Here is an 18,280-nt window from a genome sequence, read left to right on the forward strand (position 1 = left end):
GCGGCGGGGCTCGTCGGGCGGCCGGGTGCGTCAGGCCGCGGGGCTCGCGACGGGCTCCTCCCCGGCCGTGGCGGCGGTGTCCGCCGGGAGGTCCCGCAGCCGGCGCAGCGGCGACAGCAGCAGCGGCACCGGGACGAGCAGGAAGCCCGCCGCGCACAGCCACAGCGCGGCGCGCGGTCCGGCCGCGTCGGCGACGGTGCCGCCGACGAGCGCGCCGATCGGCAGCGTGCCCCAGACCAGGAAGCGCATGGTGGCGTTCATCCGGCCGAGCAGCTCCGGCGGGCACAGGCTCTGCCGGAAGCTCACCTGGGCGACGTTGTAGGCCACCGCGCCGAACAGCACCACCGCCGAGGCGATCCCGAACAGCACCACGCCCGCGCCCCGGCCGGACAGCGGCCACAGCAGCGCGAACGGCGCCGTCACCACGGTGGCGAGCCAGATCAGCCGGGCCTGGCCGAGCCACGCCGCCAGCCGCCCCGCGCACAGCGCCCCGGCCAGGCCGCCGACGGCGGAGGCCGACAGCAGCAGGCCGATGGCGCCCGGCGCGAGGTCGAGCACCCGCACCCAGAACACCGTCTGCACGGCCGCCAGCACGGCGGCGAACAGGTTGGACACGGCGGTCGCGGCGGCGATCGAGCGCAGCAGCGGGTGCTTGAGCACGAAGCGCACGCCCTCGGCGACCTCGGCGCGCAGCGACCGTCCGGGCGCCGGCTCCGGGCGGGGCTCCTCGACCTTGATCCGGGCGAGCAGCAGGGCGGAGGCGAGGTAGCCGACGGCGTCGGCCACGATGGCGAGCGACGCGCCGAGCAGTTGGACCAGGCCGCCGCCGAGCCCTGGCCCGACGATCTGCGCCGAGGAGCGGACCGTCTCGATCGCGCCGTTGCCCCCGACCAGTTGCTCGCGCGGCAGGACGGACGGCAGGAAGGACTGGTGGGCGACGTCGAAGAAGACCGTCGCCACCCCGGTGACCAGCGCCACCAGGTAGAGCTGGGCCATGGTCAGCACGCCGAGCGCGGCGGCCGGCGGGATCGACCCGACGGCGAGGCAGCGCACCACGTCGGCGCGGATCAGCACCGGGAGCTTGCGCATCCGGTCCAGCCAGGCGCCGGCCGGCAGGCCGACCAGCAGGAACGCGGCGGTCTCGGCGGCGGTCAGCAGGCCGACCTCGAAGGGTGTGGCATCGAGCACCACCACCGCCACCAACGGGAGCGCGACCAGGGTCACCTGGCTGCCCGTCTGGGCCGTCGCGGCTCCGGTGAGCAGGAGTCGGAAGTCGCGGTGGCCGAGCAGTCGGTCGCGGCGGGGGCTTGGCGTCTCGTTCATCAGTGCGACTTTCGGTCACCACTTCGCTACTGGGCAAGCATCGCGTCCGTTTCCGGACGAACCACGGGTCGGCCCTATCGCGCCACTCCCGCGACCTGCCCTTACGGCCCCCATACGGCCGAGCGCGCTCCCGCCGGGACGTCCGCGCAGGCCGCCGACCAGGGGCGGACCACTCGTGCGGCCACCCGGCGCACGGCGGGCCCCGCACGTCCAATTCGCCGTCCGCTATGCGGGCATTCGCATTCCGGCCACCGGACGCCATCACTCAACTTGGCTGGATCATGCGAAACACTGACTGCCCGTCACCTGATCGTGATATCGGCCGCGCCGCGGGAGACCGTGGGAAGAAGCACCCGCGCCGCCGAACGGGCCGGACCGGGCCCCGCCGCTCAGTCCGCCTCCCGGCAGGTCACCGCCAGCACCGCCATGTCGTCGTCCCGCGGCCCGCCCGTCCACCGCTCCACGTCCGCCACCAGCGCGTCGACGGCCTCCCGGGGGCCGTCGAACGGGCCGAGCGGGCCCAGGGCGAGCAGCGGATCGTAGAACTCCCCGGCCGCGTCCCGGGCCTCCGTCACCCCGTCGGTCACCAGCAGCAGCGTGCACCCCGGCGGGAACGGCCGGGTCTCCGGCGCCGGCCGGGCCACGCCCAGCGAGCCCATCCCGAGCGGCAGCCCCGGGTCGGGGGCGTCCAGCCGGCGCACCGCCTCCGGGCCGCCCAGCAGGTACGGCCCCGGGTGCCCGCAGTCGAGCGTGCGCACGACGTCCTCACCCGGCGGGAACTCGACCAGCAGCGCCGTGATGAACCCCTCCAGCCGCACCTCCTCGGCCAGCAGCGTGCTCTCCCGGGTCAGCGCCCGCTCCAGCCCGTCGGCCAGCGCCGCGAGGTCCGGCGCCCGGTGGGCGTCCTCCCGGAACGCGCCGAGCAGCACCGACACCGCGCCGACCGCCTGCAGCCCCTTGCCCCGCACGTCCGCGATCAGCACCCGTACGCCGTACGGGGTCGCCTGCAGCGCGTACGCGTCGCCGCCGATCAGCGCCTCGGTCTGCGCCGCCCGGTAGCAGGCCGCGACCGACAGCCGGCCCACCCGCGCGGGCGGCTCGGGCAGCACCGCCCGCTGGGCGGCCTCGGCCACCGACCGGACCTGCGCCAGCCGCTCCCCGTGCCGGGCGACGACGCGGTTGACCCAGACGCCGAGTAGCGCGGCGAAGGCCGTGTTCACCAGCTCCAGGTAGCCGTCCTGGGTGCCGATCGAGCCGTCCCGCACGGCCAGCACGAGGATGCCGGTCACGTTGGCGACACCCACCGCGAGGGTGTCCCGCAGGGTCAGCAGGGCGCCGGTCAGGACGGCGGCGGCCGCGAGGAGCGGGTCGCCCCAGTAGTCGGCGGGATCCAGGGAGTTCCAGACGAGCCCGGCGACGATCAGCAACCACGGCGCGAACCGCACGTACGGCGGCCACTGCTCGGACCTCGGGGCCATCGGAGACCTTGCTTCCCGTCTCACCACCTATCCGGAATGGGCGATTCCGATCCTAGCCACCCCTGCGCGCCCCCGCGCGCGCCCGACTGCGCCGGGGGAAGCGAACCGCGCGGTGGCGCCCCTCGGCCACCGGGGCCGGGGGCGGGGCGCGCCCGCTACCCGTCCAGGGTGAACCGCCCCGCGCCCGGGCCCGCGAGGAGGCCGGGCGGCAGCCGGCGCCCGTAGGTGAGCAGCAGGAGGTGTTCGGCCCGGCCCTCCACCACGGCCGGGCCCTCGCCGTACGCCCAGGCGGTGTCGGTGGCCCGCAGGTGGACGCCGTCGAGTCGGGCGCCGAAGAAGCGCAGGCTGCGGCGGGAGACGGTGGCGAGCAGGGCGGTGACCCGAGGCGGCGGGAGGCGCGAGGGCAGGCCGAGCGCGGTGGTGATGTCGAGGCCGTGGACGACGTCGTGGGCGAGGGCGGCGATCCGGCCGCCGACCGGAGGGCGCCAGGGGTGTTCGGCGTGGTCGGCGAGGGCGGCGGCGAGTTGGCGGTCGGTGAGGGCGGCGGCGTCGCGGCGCGCCACCCGGTCGGTCATCCGGTGGAGGGAGCCGCCGGCCCGCACGAGGTCCGCGAGGTTGCGGGCGGTGGAGTGGCGGAAGCCGGTGCTCATGTGGGCGGCGACCTCGCGAACGCGCCAACCCGCGCACAGCGAAGGGGAGTTCCACTGGCCCCGGGAGAAGGTGGTGAACACCTCGGCGAGTTCTCGGCGTTCGGCCGCGATCTGCTCGCGGACCCAGTCGACGGCCTGGTCGTGCTGCACGGTTCCCATGCCTCCAGCCTGCGGCCGGGGCCCTCCGTACGTCCAAGACCGGGAAGTTCTTCCACCTATCATCGGAAGTTATGGAACTCCGGCAGCTCCAGTACTTCGTCACCGTGGCCCAGCAGGGCAGCTTCACCCGCGCCGCCGAACTGCTGCACCTCACCCAGCCCGGGGTCAGCGCACAGATCCGGCAGCTGGAGAAGGAGTTGGGCCACCGGCTGTTGGACCGCGGCGGGCGCGGCGTCCGGCTCACCCCGGTCGGCGAGGCGGTGCTCCCGCACGCGCGGGCGGCGCTCACCTCCGCCGCGGCGGCGCGGCAGACGGCGCAGGACTTCGACGGACTGCGGCGCGGACACGTCCGACTCGGGCTGGTCTCCGGGGCAGCCCTGGGTCCTGTCCCGCCGGCCGGGGCGGACGGCCTCCCCGGACTCGCCACCACGCTCGCCGCGTTCCGCCGCGACCACCCGGGCATCGACCTCTCGCTGGCCGAGGACGGTACCGCGCGGATGCTCGGCGCCCTGCGCGAAGGGCGGTTGGACCTCGCCGTGATCGGCCTGCCCACCGCCGCGAGCGGACGGGACGAGGACGACGGCTGGCGGACGCTGGCCGGGCTCGCCCTGCACACCGTGCTGGAAGCCCCGCTGGTCGCCGCCTTCACCGGGCACCACCCGCTGGCCGGCGGACCGGACGGCCCCCTGCCGGTCGCCGCGCTGGCCGGGCACGCCCTGGTGAGCACCCCGCGCGGCACCGGCCTGCGGACGGCGCTGGAGCAGGCCCTGGCCGCGATCGGGGCACGCCCCACGGTCGCGGTCGAGGCGGCCGCCCCGCCGCAGCTGGCCGAACTCGCCGCGCACGGGCTGGGCGTGGCCGTGCTGCCGGATCCGCCGCCCGCCGCCGGGCTGCGGATCCGGCCGCTCACCGACCCCGTCCCGCTGGTGCGGATCGCGCTGGCCTGGCCGACCGGCCGCCCCACCGCGCCGCCCACGGCCGCGCTCCTGGAGCACTTGCGGACGACCTATCCGGGCCCGGGGCCGCGTACCTGACGCTGCCGGGCGTCCGTCCTCCGCAGGCCGCCGTCGGAACGCGACAGCGGTGGTGCCGTCGCGTCAGAGCGCGGCGGTGGCCCCGTCGCCGATGTGCAGGATCGCGTCGGCCCCGTCGAGGACCGCCCGGTCGAGCGGGAAGTAGCCCTGCTCGGGCGTGGTGTCGGTACGCGTCCGGCCACCGGCGGCCGCACCGGGCTCGGCCAGCCCCCAGGCGGCGGCCCCGCGCTGGAGCGCGCCCTCGTGGGTGTCCGGCTCGGGCTCCTGGAGCCCGACGGCCGCGCTGCGGCCCAGGCTGCCGGGGACGAAGGTGTACGGCTCGTCCAGGGAGTCCAGGATCGCGCCGACGCCGCTCCAGGCCAGGTTCAGGTCCGCCAGGCGCATGGCGCTCGGCTGCCGCTGCAGGTGGAGGTTGTGGGCGAAGACGAGGGTTCCCCCGCGGCGGGCCTCGCCGCTGCGGATGTCGAGGAGGTTCTGGGCCATCAGCACGTCCCGGGTGCCGAGGAGGCCGGACAGCCGGGCCCCCGGCTCCAGGCGCTCGGCCGACTGCCGGTGGTAGCGGAGCAGGCCGAGGCCGGCGGTGAGGTGCGTCCTGGCCCTGAGCCACTCGGCGCGTGAGGTCGCCGCGACCAGTTCCGGGGCCCGCGCGTACAGCAGGGTGAGCAGGTCGTCGGCGATCGCCCGCAGCTTCTCCGCCTCGGCGGAGGCGCCGGGCGACATCTCCGGGTCCAGGACCGCCTCGGGGCGGCTCCAGCGCTGGTCCTCGCCGACCAGGCCGGCGAGGTCGAGGTCGAGCCCGAGGTAGTCGCGGGCGTGTTCGAGGTAGCGCCGCGGGCTGGGTGCGCTGGTGTTCTCCGTCTGCGCGTCGAAGCCGTGGAAGGCCAGCCGGTCCGCCGGCGGCCGGCTCCGGTTGTACTCGCGCATCCAGGCGACCAGCCGCCGGTTGGCGTCCAGCTCTCCGAAGCCGTGGGAGAAGCCCTCGCCCATCACCGAGTCGAGGGTGCCCACCCCCTCCTGGACGAAGTCGTTCACGGTGAGCGCGGCCACCCGGTCGGTTTCGAGGGCGATCGACCGGAATCCCCGGTCGACCAGTTGGGCGAACAGCTCGTTGCGGATCCGCGCGAAGGCCGGTTCCCGGTGGGTGGGTTCACCGAGCGCCAGCAGTGCGCACGACGAAGGGACGAGGTCTCGCAAGTCCTGACTCATGACCCTCAAGCGTATCCTTGAAAGAACGGTTGAGACTTTTCCTGCCCCGACCGCCCGATCCTCCACTGAAGTCTCAAACCGGTGACCACCATGCGCCCCTCCGACCTCGCCCGCGCGCACGGCCTCTCGGCCCAGGCCGTGCGCAACTACGAGCGGGACGGCTTCCTCCCGCCCGCCGAACGCACCGCCAGCGGCTACCGGATCTACACCGAGGTGCACGCGGCCGCGCTCGACGCCTACCGCGCCCTGGTCGCGGCGTACGGCCACGCGACCGGCGGCCGGATCATGACCGCGCTCCACCGGGGCGGGCTCGACGACGCCCTGACGGCCATCGACCGCGGCCACGGCCAACTGCTCCGCGACCGGGAGACCCTGGACGCGGTGCGGAAGGCCGTGCACCACCTGACGGCGCGGCCCGACGCGGCACGGGGCCTTGAGGCACGGGACCTCGCGGCGCGACCCGGCGCGGCGCGGGACCTCGCAGCGGATCTTGCGGCGGACCCGTCGGCGGAGCCCGCGGTGCACGGCGCCGTCCTGAGCATCGGCGAACTCGCCCACCGGCTCGGCGTCACCCCGGCGACCGTGCGCAACTGGGAGGGCGCGGGCATTCTCACCCCCGCCCGCGACCAGGCCACCGGGCACCGCGTCTTCCGCGCCGACGACGTCCGCGACGCCGAACTCGCCCACCTGCTCCGGCGCGGCGGCTACCCGCTGGACCACATCGCCACCGTGGTCCTACAGGTGCGGTCGGCCGGCGGCACGGCCTCCCTGGCCGACGCCCTCGACGGCTGGCAGCGCAGGCTCACCGCGCAGGGCCTGACCATGCTCGACGCGGCCGCCCGGCTCGGCCACTACCTGGGCCTGACCGGCCACCCTCGGCCGGACCTGGGGTCGTAGCCCTGTCCGGCCGAACTTTCCGGGCCGCCTCCGTGGCGGGCTCAGCCGACGCGGGTGAGCCGGGTGGTGCGAGGCGGGACCTGGTCGGCGGAGGCGACGGGACCGGCGGCACGGTCGGGCTCGGGGCGATCGGGGTTGGCGAGCAGGATGGAGCGCTGGAGCCGCCGCAGTCCGGCCGAGGGCTCCATGCCCAACTCCCGTACCAGGGTGTTGCGCAGGCGCTGGTAGGCCTCCAGCGCCTCGCCCCGCCGGCCAGAGCGGTGCAGGGCGATCATGTACTGGCCGTGCAGGCTCTCGTGGGTGCGGTAGCGGTCGACCAGGACGGTGAGTTCGGCGAGCAGGACGCGGTGGCGTCCCAGCCGCAGGTCGGCCTCGATCCGCTGGTCCAGCGCGCAGAGCCGGGTCTCCTCCAACCGCCTGGCCTCGACGGCGAGTTGGCCGCCGAGCGGGACGTCGGCGAACGCCGGACCGCGCCACAGGCCGAGCGCCTCGCCCAACTGGCGGGCGGCGAGCGGGAAGTCGCCGCCGTCCATGGCCCGGTAGCCGAGGCCCGCGAGACGGTCGAACTCCTGGAGGTCGACCAGTCCGCCGCCGCTGTCGAGCCGGTAGCCGCCGGGCGAGGTCACCAGGATGTCCTTGGCTCCGCACGTTCCTCCGGCGTCACCGCGGTGGGCGAGCGCCCGGTCGATGAGGTCGCGCAGTTGGAGGACATAGGTCTGGACGGTGGTGCGCGCGCTGCGCGGCGGATGGCCGGACCACAGTTCCTCGGCGAGGACGCCCGCCGAGACGACCTGGTCGGCGCGCAGGGCCAGCAGGGCGAGCACTTGCCGTGGTTTCGGCGCCGAGGGCACCACCGACACCCCGCACACCTGGACCCCCAAGGCCCCCAACACCCGGATCTCCATGACGTCCACCCCAATCCAGACGGATCGGCGGCCCCGACGGCCACCGGCCGGCCGGCGCTGCGACTACCGCACAGCCGAGCACCAGGTGCTCATCCAAAAACAGGACGGACGGTTTGTCAATACAAAACCGAACGAACTGTTTGTTTTTGAACGGACCATCGAACTCCGGACTGCGGTGACCAACCGGACGGACCGCCGCCGCAAGTGCCGCCGCGTCAGCCCCGGGCGCAAGCTGTCAGGCGCCACCGGCACGGGCCGCCGCCAGCTCGGCCACCACCCGCCCACCCCGGTCCGAGCCCAGATCCAGCGTGGCCAGCACCCCGGGGACCGTGATGCTCGGCATCACGTGCCGGTACAGCACGGCCACCCGGCGCTCCAGATCCGCCCGGCCGGACATCTTCTGGGACTGGATCTGCACACCCGTCCAGGCACCCGTCATCAGCCACGCCGTCTCGGCCGGCAGCACGTGCGGCAGCAGCTCGCCCCGCTCGCCGGCCGCCGTCAGCACCACCTCCAGCCGGGCGATCCACCCGGGCGTGGCACCGCCGCTGAGGTCACCGAACACGTCCTGGCCGAGCGAGAGCCGCGCACCCGCGCTCAACAGCCGGTCCCGCGGCATGAGATGCGCGACGACCATCCCCAGGTCGACGAACTCCTGGAGCTTGCAATGCCGTTCGGGGATCTCGTCCTGACCGAACTGCTCCTCCACGACGCCCTGTGCGAGCTCCCGCTTCGACGCGAAGTGGAAGTACACCGCACCCCGGGTCACACCCGCGCGGGCGACCACCTCGCCGATCGTCGCCCCCTCGTACCCGTGCTCGTCGAAGACCGAGGCCGCCGCCTCCAGGATCAGCCGACGCGTCCGGATCGCCCGCTCCTGCCGCACCACCGTAACCACCCCGCCCGAAACGCTCGGCAAACAAAACCAAACACCCTGTATCTTACCCGCCGGTCAAGCGGAGATCCCTCCTCCCCAGGTCGTATGCACCCGCCTTCGAGCGCCTTCGGGTGAAGGAAAACCGCGTGGACGGCACAGGGCGGGAAAGCGACCGCCACCCCTCCCCCGGCCGACAGAGCCGGAATCCGGCTCCCCACTTCCGGCCGCATCCCACCGAAAACGGCCCGCCGTGATAATGCACCTGTCACCCCACCCTTGGGGATTCCTTTGCAGGCCAGGCGGCATCCGCTCCAGGTTCGGGCCACCCGGACGGCCATCACGCGGCACCCGGAGCGACCGACCGGCCACGCTCGGCCGCCAACGAACCTTCGTTCGGGCTCCTTGAAAACCAAACCGGAAGGTACGTATCTTACGAGCCCTGAGCAGCCCACCCCGCCCGCCACGGCCTTCCGGAGCGCTCCCATGACCCTGCTTGCCTACCGCGCCCCCGCCATCTCCCGCGCCGCCGGCGCGGACCACGGCACCACCCCCGGCCGCACCGCCGGGCCGTCCGTGCCGACCGGACCGGCACCGCGCCTGACCAGCACCGTTGCCAAGGAGTACGTCCACCGGGCCTGTCACGCCGAGGTCTTCCTCACCGGCAGCGAGCAGCTGAACGAGACGACCTTCGCCGTCACCGCGCAGTGGCCGCGCGCCCACACCTTCTTCACCACCCCCGACGGAACCCGGCACGACCCGATCCAGGCCGCTGAAACGATCCGTCAAGCCGGGCTCTACCTCGCACACACCCGGTTCGGCGTCCCACTCGACCACAAGTTCATGATGTGGAACCTCGACTACACCACCCGCCCCCGCCAACTGCTCATCGGTGCGGCGCCCACCGACCTCACCATCGAGGCCAGACTCGTCCCACAGCCGCGCCGGACCGGCACCACCATCGACTTCACCCTCAGCACCGTCATCCGACGCGGCGCCCACCTCGCCGCCACCGGACACGCACGGTTCACCACCGTGCCGGACTCCACCTACCGGAGGCTGCGCGGGGCGCACCGCGAGGCCGGCCCGGCACCCGCCGTCTCCGGCGAGCCGCTGACCCCGGGCCGAGTGGGTCGGATCCGCCCCTGCGACGTCGTCCTGACCCCGGCCGACGCACCCGGGACCTGGCACCTCACCCCCGACCTCTGGCACCCGATCCTCTTCGACCACGCCAACGACCACATCCCCGGCATGGTCCTGCTGGAGGCCGCCCGCCAGGCCACCAACGCGCTCGTCTCACCGGCCACCGTCATCCCCGCCTCCGCCGCGACCACCTACCACCGGTACGCCGAGCACGACGCCGCCACCACGATCACCGCCCGGCACACCCCCGGTGACGACCCGCACGCCCTCACCACCACCGTCACCGGCCACCAGAACGGCGAGCCGATCTTCACCACCGTCGTGACCGGCCACGCCGACCAGCGATGACCGGCACCGCCGGGCGCTGACGGGCGCCCGGCGGCCCCGACCAGTCCCGGCCCGGGCGGACCAGCCCTGACCGGCGCGAACCGCCGGCCGCCCCACCGCCCCACCCGGCCCGTCCGACCTCCCCGGTCGGGCGGGCCGTCGGCCCGTCGGAGACGAACCCCTCCCACGGACTGGCACCGGACGAACACCTGCGCGAGGATGTCAGCCCTTGGATTCGCAGTGACCGGGAGTACACCGTGCGTGAAGTCGCTTCGCACCAGAACGAGTTGATCAGACTGACGGACCGCCCCGGCACCGACGACGCCACCGGGCACGAGGGGCGCACCGGCGGCCGGAGCATACGGGTGCGGGTGCTGGGGCGGCACGCGCCGGGCTCCCTGCTCGGCCACGACTGGCTGGACTGCGAGATCACCGTCACCGCCGACTCCGTCCGCGGGCAGTTCGTCACGTTGGTGACGGAACGTCAGCTCGCGCTTTGGGAAGCCGCCCTGGAACGGCTGGCGCAGCGCGAGGCGGTGCGCTGGCTGGACGAGGAGCACGGCCCGGAGCTGCGGATCGAGCCGGGGCGACCGGGCGGGCTCTGGGTGACCGTCTCCGACGCCGAGGACTCCGGGGTCACCCTCCGGGTCGTCCTTTCCCCCGCCCCCGGCTGGCTGGACGAGCAGCGCGCCCTGCTCGAACTCGTCCGGGACGCCTACCCGTTCGAGGTGGTCGAGGCCGCCCCCGGCGTCCACGCCTGGCGCGGGCAGCAGACGGCCGAGCACTGACCAACCGTCAATGTCTTTCTGACGAAGGGGCTGACGCCCGGCGCAGCGAGCCGCCGGGCGGGGTGCGGAGGAGCAGCCGCACGACACGGGCGGCGAGCTGGACGGCGGGGCCGACCGGCAGTCGGCCCCGGGCGGCCGGGCGCCGACCGGCCGCAGCCCGGCCACCGCCGATAATGGCGACATGATCGAGAAGCAGCTCCGCGTCGTCCTCGCCGAGGACTCGGTGATCCTCCGGGACGGCATGGTCGAACTCCTCACCGCGCGTGGGTGCGCCGTGGTCGCCACCGCCGGGACGGCCCCCGAACTGATCGCCGCCGTCGCCGAGCACCGGCCCGATGTGGCCGTGGTCGACATCCGGATGCCGCCCAGCCACACCGACGAGGGCATCCGCGCCGCCGTCGAGCTCCGCTCCACCGCGCCGGACGTCGGCATCCTGGTCTTCTCCCAGCACGTCGAGACCGCCTGGGCGGCCCGGTTGCTCGCAGGTGGCGCCGCCGGCGCCGGCTATCTGCTCAAGGAACGCGTCGCCCGCACCTCGGAGTTCGTGGACGCGCTGCACCGGGTGGCGGCCGGCGGCACGGCGCTCGACCCGGAGATCGTGAACGGCCTGATGCACGGCGGGCGGCGAAGCCGTGTCGACGCGCTCACCCCGCGCGAACGGGAGGTGCTGGAGCTGATGGCGCAGGGCCACTCCAACCGCTCGATCGCCGGGCTGCTCGTGGTCTCGGAGCGGGCGGTGGAGAAGCACGTCGCCGCCGTCTTCGCCAAGTTCGACCTGCCGGCGACCGAAGCCGACAACCGGCGCGTCAAGGCCGTCCTCACCTACCTCGCCGAGAACGGCGGCTGAGCCGGGAGCAGCGGCCTCGCGGACGGCCGTACCGCGGCCACCCCTCACAGGCGGCTCGGCAGTTCGGCGGTGACCGTCGTCGGCCCGCCCGGCGGACTGTCCACCCGCAGCACCCCGTCCACCGCAGCGAGCCGTTCCGCCAGGCCTGCCAGGCCCGAGCCCGAACCGGAACTCCGGCCGGAGCCCTCGCCCTGGGCGGCGCCCCCGCGGCCGTCGTCCCGCACCGTCAGCCGCACCCGCCCGTCGGCTGCGCTCGCCGTGAGCTCCGCCGCCGCCGCGCCACTGTGCTTGGCGACGTTGGTCAGCAACTCGGCCGCACAGAAGTAGACGGCCTGCTCGATCGCCTCGTCCGGCCGCTCCCTCAGGTCCAGCCGCACCGTGACCGGCACCGGCGCGGTGGCGGTGAGCCCGGGCAGCGCCTGGGCGAGGCCGCCGTCCAGCGCCACGGGGTGGATGCCCCGGGTGAGCCGGCGCAGTTCCGCGATGGTGTCGTCGGTCTGCCGCCGGGCCCGGTCGACCAGGGTGCGCAGGCGCTCGGTGTCCGGAGCGCCGGGCTGGGCGGCCTGCTCGGGCGGCCCGGGCGGCCCGGGCTGGGCGTCGCCGACGGCCGCACCGGTGACGTCGCCGGTGACCGCCCCGAGGGCGTCGTCGGCCAGCGAGAGGGTGATGGCGAGCGCGACCAGGCGCGCCTGCGTCCCGTCGTGCAGATCGCGTTCGAGGCGGCGCAACCGGTCGGTGTTCCCGGCGAGCAGGGTGGCCCGGGCCGTCTCCAGCTCGCGCACCCGCTCCTGCGACCGCACCGGGCCGAGCAGCAGCCGGGCGAGGCCCCGATTGGCCGCGCTCACCGCCCGCAGCGCCGCCGGCACCGCCGCCAGGACGGCGAGCCCGGCCGGGGCCCCGGCCACGTCCGGCCAGCCGACCGGTCTGGGCCCGGGCTCCAGCAGCCGCACCCACAGCGGGAAGCCCGCCAACCAGACGCAGCTGAGCGGCAGTCCGACCGCGACCAGGAAGCCGAGCACCCCCAGTGGCAGCCGCAGCAGCAGGTAGAGCAGCGCCCGCCAGGCCACCGGGTCGGTCAGCACCGCCCGGCCCCGGGCGATCGCCCCGGGCGGCCGGGGCAGAACCGCCGGGGCCGACACCGGTTCGCCGAGCAGCCGCGCGACCAGTCGCCGGTGCAGCCCGCCCAGCCCGCGCGCCCCGGCCAGAGCCGCCACCACGAACGGCAGCCCGAGCACGGTGAGCGAGAGCAACGCCCCGGCATAGAGCACGGCCACGGCGTAGACCCCGCCGAGCACGCCGACCGGCAGCCCGAGCAGCGCGAAGGCCAGCTCGCCACCGCGCACCGACAGATACCGCCGACGCTCAGCCACCGTCCACCTCACCACTCCCACTCACCACGCTCACCGCACTCACCGCACTCACCGCTTCGACGACACACCCAGGCGGCTTCGACCCGGCCCCACCGCAGCCGGCGAAGGGCGCGCTCACCCCCGCTCACCCCCGACCGCCTCCACCGCACGCCCCCGGATCGCCCGCAGACCGGTGCCCAGGATTCCCGGTACCGTCAGCACCGCCGCGCCCGCCACCACCCAGCCGCACGCAGCACCGGGCACCACCGGCAGCACCGACCCCGTCACCGCCCGGGCGAACGCCCCCGAGGCGACGGCCGCCACCGCCGCACCCAGCAGCACGCCGACCGCCGTGGTGAGGGCCGCCTCGACGGACAGCATCCGCAGCAGTTGCCGCCTGGTCGCGCCGACCAGGCGCAGCAGCGCGAACTCGCGCCACCGGTCGGCCGTCAGGGCGACCAGCGTGTTGACGGTGGAGACGGCCGCGAAGCAGACCAGCATCCCCAGTTCCGCCTCGCGCAGCCAGACGTCCGTCGCCTTGGTGACGCTGGTCGCGGCACCGGTCGTCCGGACCACGTGCTCGGCGGTGCTCGTCATGATCGACATGGTGCCCGACAGCCCGACCAGGAGCGCGACCGGCACCACGGCCGAGGAGAGCCGGGCCGCGTAGCCGCGCAGGTTGGCGTCGGCGAGCCAGCCCGCCCCGGGGGCCAGCACCCGTAGCGGCGCGCCGAGCACGGCGGCCACGGCTCGGGCCGCGAGCGGCCCGAGCAGGGCGAGGGCGACCAGCAGCACCAGCGAGCCGAGCATCGCCGCCTGCCCCGCCTTGTCCAGTTCACCGGCCCCTCTGGTGGCGGCGAGCCGCAGCAGCAGCACCCCGCCCGCCAGGACGGCCAGTCCGGCCAGCACCCGCAGCACGCCCGTGCGCCGCTGGCCCGAGGTGTCGGCGGTCAGCGCGGCGGCCGGGGTGAGCCGGGTGATCCGTCGGGCGGCGAGGGCGGTGGCGGCCAGGCCGACCAGCAGCGCCACCGCCAGTGCGACCAGCATCGGCACCGGCGTTCCGCAGACCGGGCGCGGCCAGCCCGCGCCGTTGGAGCGCGGCGAGGAAGCCCCGGGCGGCGAGGGTGCCCGCCGCGCCGCCGGGCACGGCTGCCAGCAGGACGGTCGCCGTGACCTGCGTCCGCACCAGCCGGCGCACCTGACGGGGTGTCGCGGCGACCGTGCGCAGCAGGGCGAGGTCACGGTGCTGCTGGCGGAGGGTGAAACCGAGCGTGTTGACCACGACGAACAGCGCGACCAGGACGGCGATCTCACCGAACGCCCCCGCGATCAGCAGCAGGCCCGGCCCGGCCACCGCCCGGCGGGCCACCTCGGCGGGGGCCGTGGCCTGGGCGGCGACCAGCGAGCCGAACAGCGTCACCGTCGCCACCGCCAGGAACAGCGCCACCGCCAGCCCGGCGAAGGCGGCCGGCCGGCGCCGGATCTGGCCGGCCGCCAGGGAGAGGACGGGGCTCATCGCGCTCCCCCGCCCAGCCGGCTCAGCCGCTCGCCGACCTGTGCGGCGGTCGGCCGGTCGAGCTCGTCCACCAGCAGCCCGTCGGCCAGCAGCAGCACCCGGTCCGCGTAGCCGGCGGCCACCGGGTCGTGGGTGACCATCACGCACGTCCGCCCGTCCACGTCCACACCGGAACGCAGCAGGCCGAGGACGTCGTGCCCGGTCGCCCGGTCGAGCGCGCCGGTCGGCTCGTCCGCGAACAGCACGGCCGGCCGCGCGACCAGCGCCCGGGCGATCGCCACCCGCTGCTGCTGGCCGCCGGACAGCTGCCCGGGCCGGTGCCGCTCCCGCCCGGACAGGCCGACCCTGGCGAGCGCCTCCCGCACCTGCGCCCCGTCCGGCCGCGCCCCCGCGAGCCGCCCGGGAAGTTCGACGTTCTGCGCGACGGTCATCGCGGGCATCAGGTTGAACGCCTGGAACACGAACCCCACCCTGGTGCGGCGCAGCTGCGCGAGCCGCCGCTCGGGCAGCCGGGACACCTCCGTCCCGCCCCAGCGGACGGTGCCCCGGGTGGGGCGGTCCATCCCGGCGAGGCAGTGCAGCAGCGTCGTCTTGCCGGAACCGGAGGGCCCCATCACCGCCGTGAACGTCCCCGGCGCGAAGGACACGGACACCCCCCGCAACGCCCGGACGGCGGCCGTGCCCCGCCCGTACTCCCGGTGCAGCCCGTCCCCGGTCAGGGCCGCGCCCACCACCTCACCGCTCGCCGCCGCGGCGGCTGTCGTCATCCCGTTCATGCCCTCCATCCTGGACATGAACGGCCGCATGATCGATTGGGCTGGCCCCCCGATTCGGGGTTCGGAAAACCGAACCCCGCAGGTGGTCCAACCCCCGGGACCAGGACGCGTACGCCGGGTCGAGGCCGCCGCGGTCCGGTCCCACCCCCGCACCGTCGCGACCGACCGACCCGAGCCACCGTCACGGCGCCCGCCGGTGCGGTAGGCCCGCGAGCTGAGCCTCCCCCGCCCCCCGGGCCCCGCGCCGCCCATCCGACAAGGGATCATGAACGGGTGACCATCGACCTGCTGCCCGCCCACGGCGACGTCCGGTACGACACGCTGCACCTCAGCCGGAACACCCCCGCGCGCTGGACCCCGGCCGACGGGCGGAAGCCGCGCCGCGAACCGCCGTTCACCTTCGGCCTCGCCTCCCTCTCCTCCCCGGAAGCCCACCCCTCACCCCCTCACCAGGAGTCGACATGACCACCACCCCCGCGACCACCCCCTTGACCATCGCCGTCCTCGGGCCGGGCGGCGTCGGCGGCCTGATCGGCGCCCTGCTCGCGCGCGCCGGGCACCGGGTGATCTGCCTGGCCGGCGAGGAGACCGCCACCGTCCTCGACCGGGACGGACTGCACGTCCACAGCGAGCAGTTCGGCGAGTTCACCGCCCGGGTCGAAGCCACCACCGAACTGCGCGAGCCGGTCGACGCCGCGTTCGTGACCGTCAAGGAGACGGCGCTGGCCGACGCGCTCGACCGGATGCCGCCGCAGGCCCTCGGCTCCGCCGTCGTGGTGCCGCTGCTCAACGGACTCGACCACGTCGCGACGCTGCGCGAGCGCTACCCGGCCGGGCAGGTCGCGGCCGGCACGATCCGGGTCGAGGCCACTCGGACCGCGCCCGGGCGGATCGAGCACACCAGCCCGTTCGCCGTGCTCGAACTCGCCGGGCCGGTCGCGGACTTGGCCGATCAGCTGCGGCGCACCGGCCTCGATGTCACGCTCCGCGAGGACGAGACCGCGATGCTCTGGAGCAAGCTCTCCTTCCTCGCCCCGTTCGCGCTGCTCACCACCCGCCACCGCAGCGAGGTCGGCGTCGTGCGCACCGAGCACCGGCCCGAACTGCTCACCGTCCTCGACGAGATCGCGGCCGTCTCCGGCGCGGCGGGCGCCCCGGCGGACGCACAGACACTGCTCACCGCCTTCGACCGGGTGCCCGGGTCGATGAAGTCCTCGATGCAGCGCGACGTGGAGGCCGGCCGTCCGATCGAACTGGACGCCATCGGCGGCGCCGTCCTGCGGGCCGCCGCCGCACACGGGGTCGAAACCCCGACGCTCGCCGCACTGGTGCGCGACCTCTCCGGCCCGGCCGACCGGTAGCACTTCCAGCCGACTTCACGTCACGGAGCAGCGCCCTTGACGTGAAGTCGGCGAGGTCGAAGTCACGTCGAGCCCGGAATCTGACATTCCATCAACTCCCTTTCCTGGCCGACAGTAAAGGTTCACCCATGATTCACCCGATCGGGCGGAACCACGAGCGGGCGATCAGGCGTTGTTGCCGGCGGGAGGGATACAGACATGACAAGGAAACCGTACCGAATGGCCGCCGCCGCACTCGCGCTGCTCGCCACCGCTCCACTGCTCAGCGCGTGCAAGGACGTCGACCAGGCACTCGACTGCGGCAAACAGGCCGTCAGCATCACCGGCGACATCCAGGATCTCGCCTCATCGGCCATCAACGTCGGCCAACTCACCGACCAGGACCGCCGCAAACACACCTCGGACGCCCTGAAGAAGGTCGGCGACGACATCAAGAAGCTCCGCGACCACAACAGCGGGGACAAGCTCGACAAGGCCACCGACAAGTTGAACAAGGCCGTCTCCAGCGCCCAGGACAACGTCTCCAAGGGCAAGATGCCCGACATCGGGGCGATCACCGACGCCGCCGGCGACGTGACCAGCGCCTGCGCCGGGTCCTGAGCCACCTACCGCACCGCCCGCTCCCGGCCCCGCACCCGCGGGGCCGGGGGCAACCCGGGGCCCGCCCCGGCCTGTCGCCACCGACCGGGCCCCGCCAGGCGGCAGGAATGGCACCGGGACCGAACCGCATCACGAAAGCACCGGTGAACCACCCCATCCTCGACCAGATCCGAGACCCACGGGCCGAGTTGGCACCCGGCGACGCCGCCCCGGCACTCGTCACGGCGCTCGCCGACGGCACGGCGCCCCGCTCGGCCCTGGCCGAACTCGCCGCCCAGCAGCACCGGATCATCGCCTCCGACCGGCGCGGCCTGCTGCTGTTCGCCACCCGCAGCGCCGACCTTCCGGTGAGCGCCTGGTTCGCCACCCTCGCCGAGGGCGAGAGCGCCGCGCTGCGCACCCTGCCCGGCCTCGCCGCCGCCTGCGGCCTCGACCCGGACGAACTCACCGCGCGGCCGCCGCTGCCCGGCTGCCAGGCCTACCCCGCCTACCCCGCCTACCTCGCCTGGCTCGCACTGAACGGCGAGCCCGCCGCCGCGGCCGCCGCGCTGGTCGCCAACTTCGCGGCCCGGGGTAAATGTACAGACTTCCACCTCGGTCCTGGCCAGCGGAAACGCGAACGGCCCGCCAGCTACGCGCTCGTCGCGTGAGCCCGAAGGCCCGCTCCGTCGGTCTTCCGAGCGGTCGGCGGGGCGGGCGCTCAGCCCGTCACTGACGGAGGTCTGGGGCTCCGGGAGCGGCGGCGTCTTGGGGGTCCGTGGGAACGGATTGCCCTGGTCGTCCAGCCACCCACCGATCGTGCTGGTCTGGGACCGCCTGAACACCCACAACTCCCACGCCATGCGCGAGTTGGTCGCCGCACGTGCCAGGCTGACCGTCTTCCTGCTTCCCGCCTACTCGCCCGACCTCAACCCCGTCTTGCGGTGGTGGTAATCCTGGCCGCGGCCCCGTCACGGATCCGGCGGATCGCGATCGTGTGCAGGGGCCCAGGCTGGCAGCCGGGTGCGCGTGGTGCCGGTCGCGGCCAGTGCTGTCCTTGACCACACC

General features: G+C 74.7%; 19 protein-coding genes and 1 pseudogene. 10 read left to right on the plus strand and 10 right to left on the minus strand.

The window, feature by feature from the left end; translation table 11 throughout:
• Positions 1-30: 30 nt before the first annotated feature.
• From ACIQVZ_RS24840 to ACIQVZ_RS24850, 3 genes are all read right to left on the minus strand, one after another.
• On the minus strand, positions 31-1,323 hold the full coding sequence (locus ACIQVZ_RS24840; protein ID WP_350882816.1) for an MFS transporter: 1,293 nt from the start codon (positions 1,321-1,323) through the stop codon (positions 31-33).
• A gap of 389 nt (positions 1,324-1,712) precedes the next feature.
• Entirely contained in the window at positions 1,713-2,801 is a 1,089-nt protein-coding gene (locus ACIQVZ_RS24845; RefSeq protein WP_350882814.1) for a PP2C family protein-serine/threonine phosphatase, read from the minus strand.
• A gap of 155 nt (positions 2,802-2,956) precedes the next feature.
• The gene (locus ACIQVZ_RS24850) at positions 2,957-3,610 is read right to left on the minus strand and encodes a maleylpyruvate isomerase family mycothiol-dependent enzyme (protein WP_402452879.1); all 654 of its coding nucleotides are present in this window, start codon (positions 3,608-3,610) and stop codon (positions 2,957-2,959) included.
• A gap of 71 nt (positions 3,611-3,681) precedes the next feature.
• Here ACIQVZ_RS24850 and ACIQVZ_RS24855 point away from each other — a divergent pair, with 71 nt between their 5' ends.
• Positions 3,682-4,644: a LysR family transcriptional regulator gene (locus ACIQVZ_RS24855; protein ID WP_402452881.1), complete on the plus strand. Its 963-nt coding sequence runs from the start codon at positions 3,682-3,684 to the stop codon at positions 4,642-4,644.
• A gap of 63 nt (positions 4,645-4,707) precedes the next feature.
• On the opposite strand, the gene ACIQVZ_RS24860 is transcribed toward ACIQVZ_RS24855, so the two are convergent.
• Entirely contained in the window at positions 4,708-5,850 is a 1,143-nt protein-coding gene (locus ACIQVZ_RS24860; protein WP_350882808.1) for an erythromycin esterase family protein, read from the minus strand.
• A gap of 90 nt (positions 5,851-5,940) precedes the next feature.
• On the opposite strand from ACIQVZ_RS24860, the gene ACIQVZ_RS24865 reads away from it, so the two are divergent.
• Positions 5,941-6,747 carry a TioE family transcriptional regulator gene (locus ACIQVZ_RS24865; RefSeq protein ID WP_402453058.1) on the plus strand — a complete coding sequence of 269 codons (807 nt, stop codon included), beginning with the start codon at positions 5,941-5,943 and terminating at the stop codon, positions 6,745-6,747.
• A gap of 41 nt (positions 6,748-6,788) precedes the next feature.
• On the opposite strand, the gene ACIQVZ_RS24870 is transcribed toward ACIQVZ_RS24865, so the two are convergent.
• Complete coding sequence (locus ACIQVZ_RS24870; protein WP_402452883.1) at positions 6,789-7,652, minus strand: BTAD domain-containing putative transcriptional regulator; 864 nt, start codon at positions 7,650-7,652, stop codon at positions 6,789-6,791.
• 235 nt (positions 7,653-7,887) lie between these two features.
• A complete protein-coding gene (locus tag ACIQVZ_RS24875) occupies positions 7,888-8,541 on the minus strand; it encodes a ScbR family autoregulator-binding transcription factor (protein ID WP_350882804.1) in 654 nt (217 codons plus the stop codon).
• A 471-nt stretch (positions 8,542-9,012) separates the two neighbouring features.
• Between ACIQVZ_RS24875 and ACIQVZ_RS24880 the strand changes: the two genes are divergently transcribed.
• The 3 genes from ACIQVZ_RS24880 (at position 9,013) to ACIQVZ_RS24890 (ending at position 11,631) form a co-directional block, all read left to right on the plus strand.
• Positions 9,013-10,017 (plus strand): ScbA/BarX family gamma-butyrolactone biosynthesis protein, encoded by a 1,005-nt coding sequence (locus ACIQVZ_RS24880; protein ID WP_402452886.1) that lies wholly within the window; start codon positions 9,013-9,015, stop codon positions 10,015-10,017.
• A gap of 236 nt (positions 10,018-10,253) precedes the next feature.
• Positions 10,254-10,784, plus strand: a complete 531-nt coding sequence (locus ACIQVZ_RS24885; RefSeq protein WP_402452888.1) for a DUF5959 family protein — start codon at positions 10,254-10,256, stop codon at positions 10,782-10,784.
• Positions 10,785-10,965: 181 nt separating this feature from the next.
• The gene (locus tag ACIQVZ_RS24890; RefSeq protein WP_402452890.1) at positions 10,966-11,631 is read left to right on the plus strand and encodes a response regulator transcription factor; all 666 of its coding nucleotides are present in this window, start codon (positions 10,966-10,968) and stop codon (positions 11,629-11,631) included.
• Between the two features lie 44 nt (positions 11,632-11,675).
• Here ACIQVZ_RS24890 and ACIQVZ_RS24895 read toward each other — a convergent pair whose 3' ends face one another.
• The 4 genes from ACIQVZ_RS24895 to ACIQVZ_RS24910 form a co-directional block, all read right to left on the minus strand.
• Positions 11,676-13,001, minus strand: a complete 1,326-nt coding sequence (locus tag ACIQVZ_RS24895) for a sensor histidine kinase (protein ID WP_402452892.1) — start codon at positions 12,999-13,001, stop codon at positions 11,676-11,678.
• Positions 13,002-13,115: 114 nt separating this feature from the next.
• Positions 13,116-13,790, minus strand: a complete 675-nt coding sequence (locus ACIQVZ_RS24900) for an FtsX-like permease family protein (RefSeq protein ID WP_402453060.1) — start codon at positions 13,788-13,790, stop codon at positions 13,116-13,118.
• Between the two features lie 25 nt (positions 13,791-13,815).
• The gene (locus tag ACIQVZ_RS24905; protein ID WP_402452894.1) at positions 13,816-14,496 is read right to left on the minus strand and encodes an FtsX-like permease family protein; all 681 of its coding nucleotides are present in this window, start codon (positions 14,494-14,496) and stop codon (positions 13,816-13,818) included.
• Positions 14,493-15,263 carry an ABC transporter ATP-binding protein gene (locus ACIQVZ_RS24910; RefSeq protein ID WP_402453062.1) on the minus strand — a complete coding sequence of 257 codons (771 nt, stop codon included), beginning with the start codon at positions 15,261-15,263 and terminating at the stop codon, positions 14,493-14,495. The genes ACIQVZ_RS24905 and ACIQVZ_RS24910 overlap by 4 nt, the downstream gene beginning before the upstream one ends.
• A 282-nt stretch (positions 15,264-15,545) precedes the next feature.
• Between ACIQVZ_RS24910 and ACIQVZ_RS24915 the strand changes: the two genes are divergently transcribed.
• The 5 genes and pseudogenes from ACIQVZ_RS24915 to ACIQVZ_RS24935 all read left to right on the plus strand — a co-directional run.
• Positions 15,546-15,737: a hypothetical protein gene (locus ACIQVZ_RS24915; protein WP_402452896.1), complete on the plus strand. Its 192-nt coding sequence runs from the start codon at positions 15,546-15,548 to the stop codon at positions 15,735-15,737.
• Positions 15,734-16,633, plus strand: coding sequence for a ketopantoate reductase family protein (locus ACIQVZ_RS24920; protein ID WP_402452898.1), 900 nt, complete (start codon positions 15,734-15,736; stop codon positions 16,631-16,633). The genes ACIQVZ_RS24915 and ACIQVZ_RS24920 overlap by 4 nt, the downstream gene beginning before the upstream one ends.
• A 198-nt stretch (positions 16,634-16,831) precedes the next feature.
• Positions 16,832-17,233 carry a hypothetical protein gene (locus tag ACIQVZ_RS24925; RefSeq protein ID WP_402452900.1) on the plus strand — a complete coding sequence of 134 codons (402 nt, stop codon included), beginning with the start codon at positions 16,832-16,834 and terminating at the stop codon, positions 17,231-17,233.
• 143 nt (positions 17,234-17,376) lie between these two features.
• Entirely contained in the window at positions 17,377-17,883 is a 507-nt protein-coding gene (locus ACIQVZ_RS24930) for a hypothetical protein (protein ID WP_402452902.1), read from the plus strand.
• A 142-nt stretch (positions 17,884-18,025) separates the two neighbouring features.
• Positions 18,026-18,163 (plus strand): annotated as a pseudogene (locus ACIQVZ_RS24935) (transposase); the annotation flags it as partial.
• Positions 18,164-18,280: the final 117 nt, after the last annotated feature.

It is taken from the genome of Kitasatospora sp. NPDC098663, assembly GCF_044760075.1.
Lineage (GTDB): Bacteria > Actinomycetota > Actinomycetes > Streptomycetales > Streptomycetaceae > Kitasatospora.

Bases quoted from the DNA above. Each gene is read 5' to 3' on its own strand.
- ACIQVZ_RS24925 (WP_402452900.1), top strand. From the start codon at position 16,832: ATGACAAGGAAACCGTACCGAATGGCCGCCGCCGCACTCGCGCTGCTC.
- ACIQVZ_RS24840 (WP_350882816.1), bottom strand. From the start codon at position 1,323: ATGAACGAGACGCCAAGCCCCCGCCGCGACCGACTGCTCGGCCACCGC.
- ACIQVZ_RS24850 (WP_402452879.1), bottom strand. From the start codon at position 3,610: ATGGGAACCGTGCAGCACGACCAGGCCGTCGACTGGGTCCGCGAGCAG.
- ACIQVZ_RS24910 (WP_402453062.1), bottom strand. From the start codon at position 15,263: ATGACGACAGCCGCCGCGGCGGCGAGCGGTGAGGTGGTGGGCGCGGCC.
- ACIQVZ_RS24890 (WP_402452890.1), top strand. From the start codon at position 10,966: ATGATCGAGAAGCAGCTCCGCGTCGTCCTCGCCGAGGACTCGGTGATC.
- ACIQVZ_RS24860 (WP_350882808.1), bottom strand. From the start codon at position 5,850: ATGAGTCAGGACTTGCGAGACCTCGTCCCTTCGTCGTGCGCACTGCTG.
- ACIQVZ_RS24870 (WP_402452883.1), bottom strand. From the start codon at position 7,652: ATGGAGATCCGGGTGTTGGGGGCCTTGGGGGTCCAGGTGTGCGGGGTG.
- ACIQVZ_RS24855 (WP_402452881.1), top strand. From the start codon at position 3,682: ATGGAACTCCGGCAGCTCCAGTACTTCGTCACCGTGGCCCAGCAGGGC.
- ACIQVZ_RS24880 (WP_402452886.1), top strand. From the start codon at position 9,013: ATGACCCTGCTTGCCTACCGCGCCCCCGCCATCTCCCGCGCCGCCGGC.
- ACIQVZ_RS24905 (WP_402452894.1), bottom strand. From the start codon at position 14,496: ATGAGCCCCGTCCTCTCCCTGGCGGCCGGCCAGATCCGGCGCCGGCCG.
- ACIQVZ_RS24865 (WP_402453058.1), top strand. From the start codon at position 5,941: ATGCGCCCCTCCGACCTCGCCCGCGCGCACGGCCTCTCGGCCCAGGCC.
- ACIQVZ_RS24845 (WP_350882814.1), bottom strand. From the start codon at position 2,801: ATGGCCCCGAGGTCCGAGCAGTGGCCGCCGTACGTGCGGTTCGCGCCG.
- ACIQVZ_RS24900 (WP_402453060.1), bottom strand. From the start codon at position 13,790: ATGCTCGGCTCGCTGGTGCTGCTGGTCGCCCTCGCCCTGCTCGGGCCG.
- ACIQVZ_RS24920 (WP_402452898.1), top strand. From the start codon at position 15,734: ATGACCACCACCCCCGCGACCACCCCCTTGACCATCGCCGTCCTCGGG.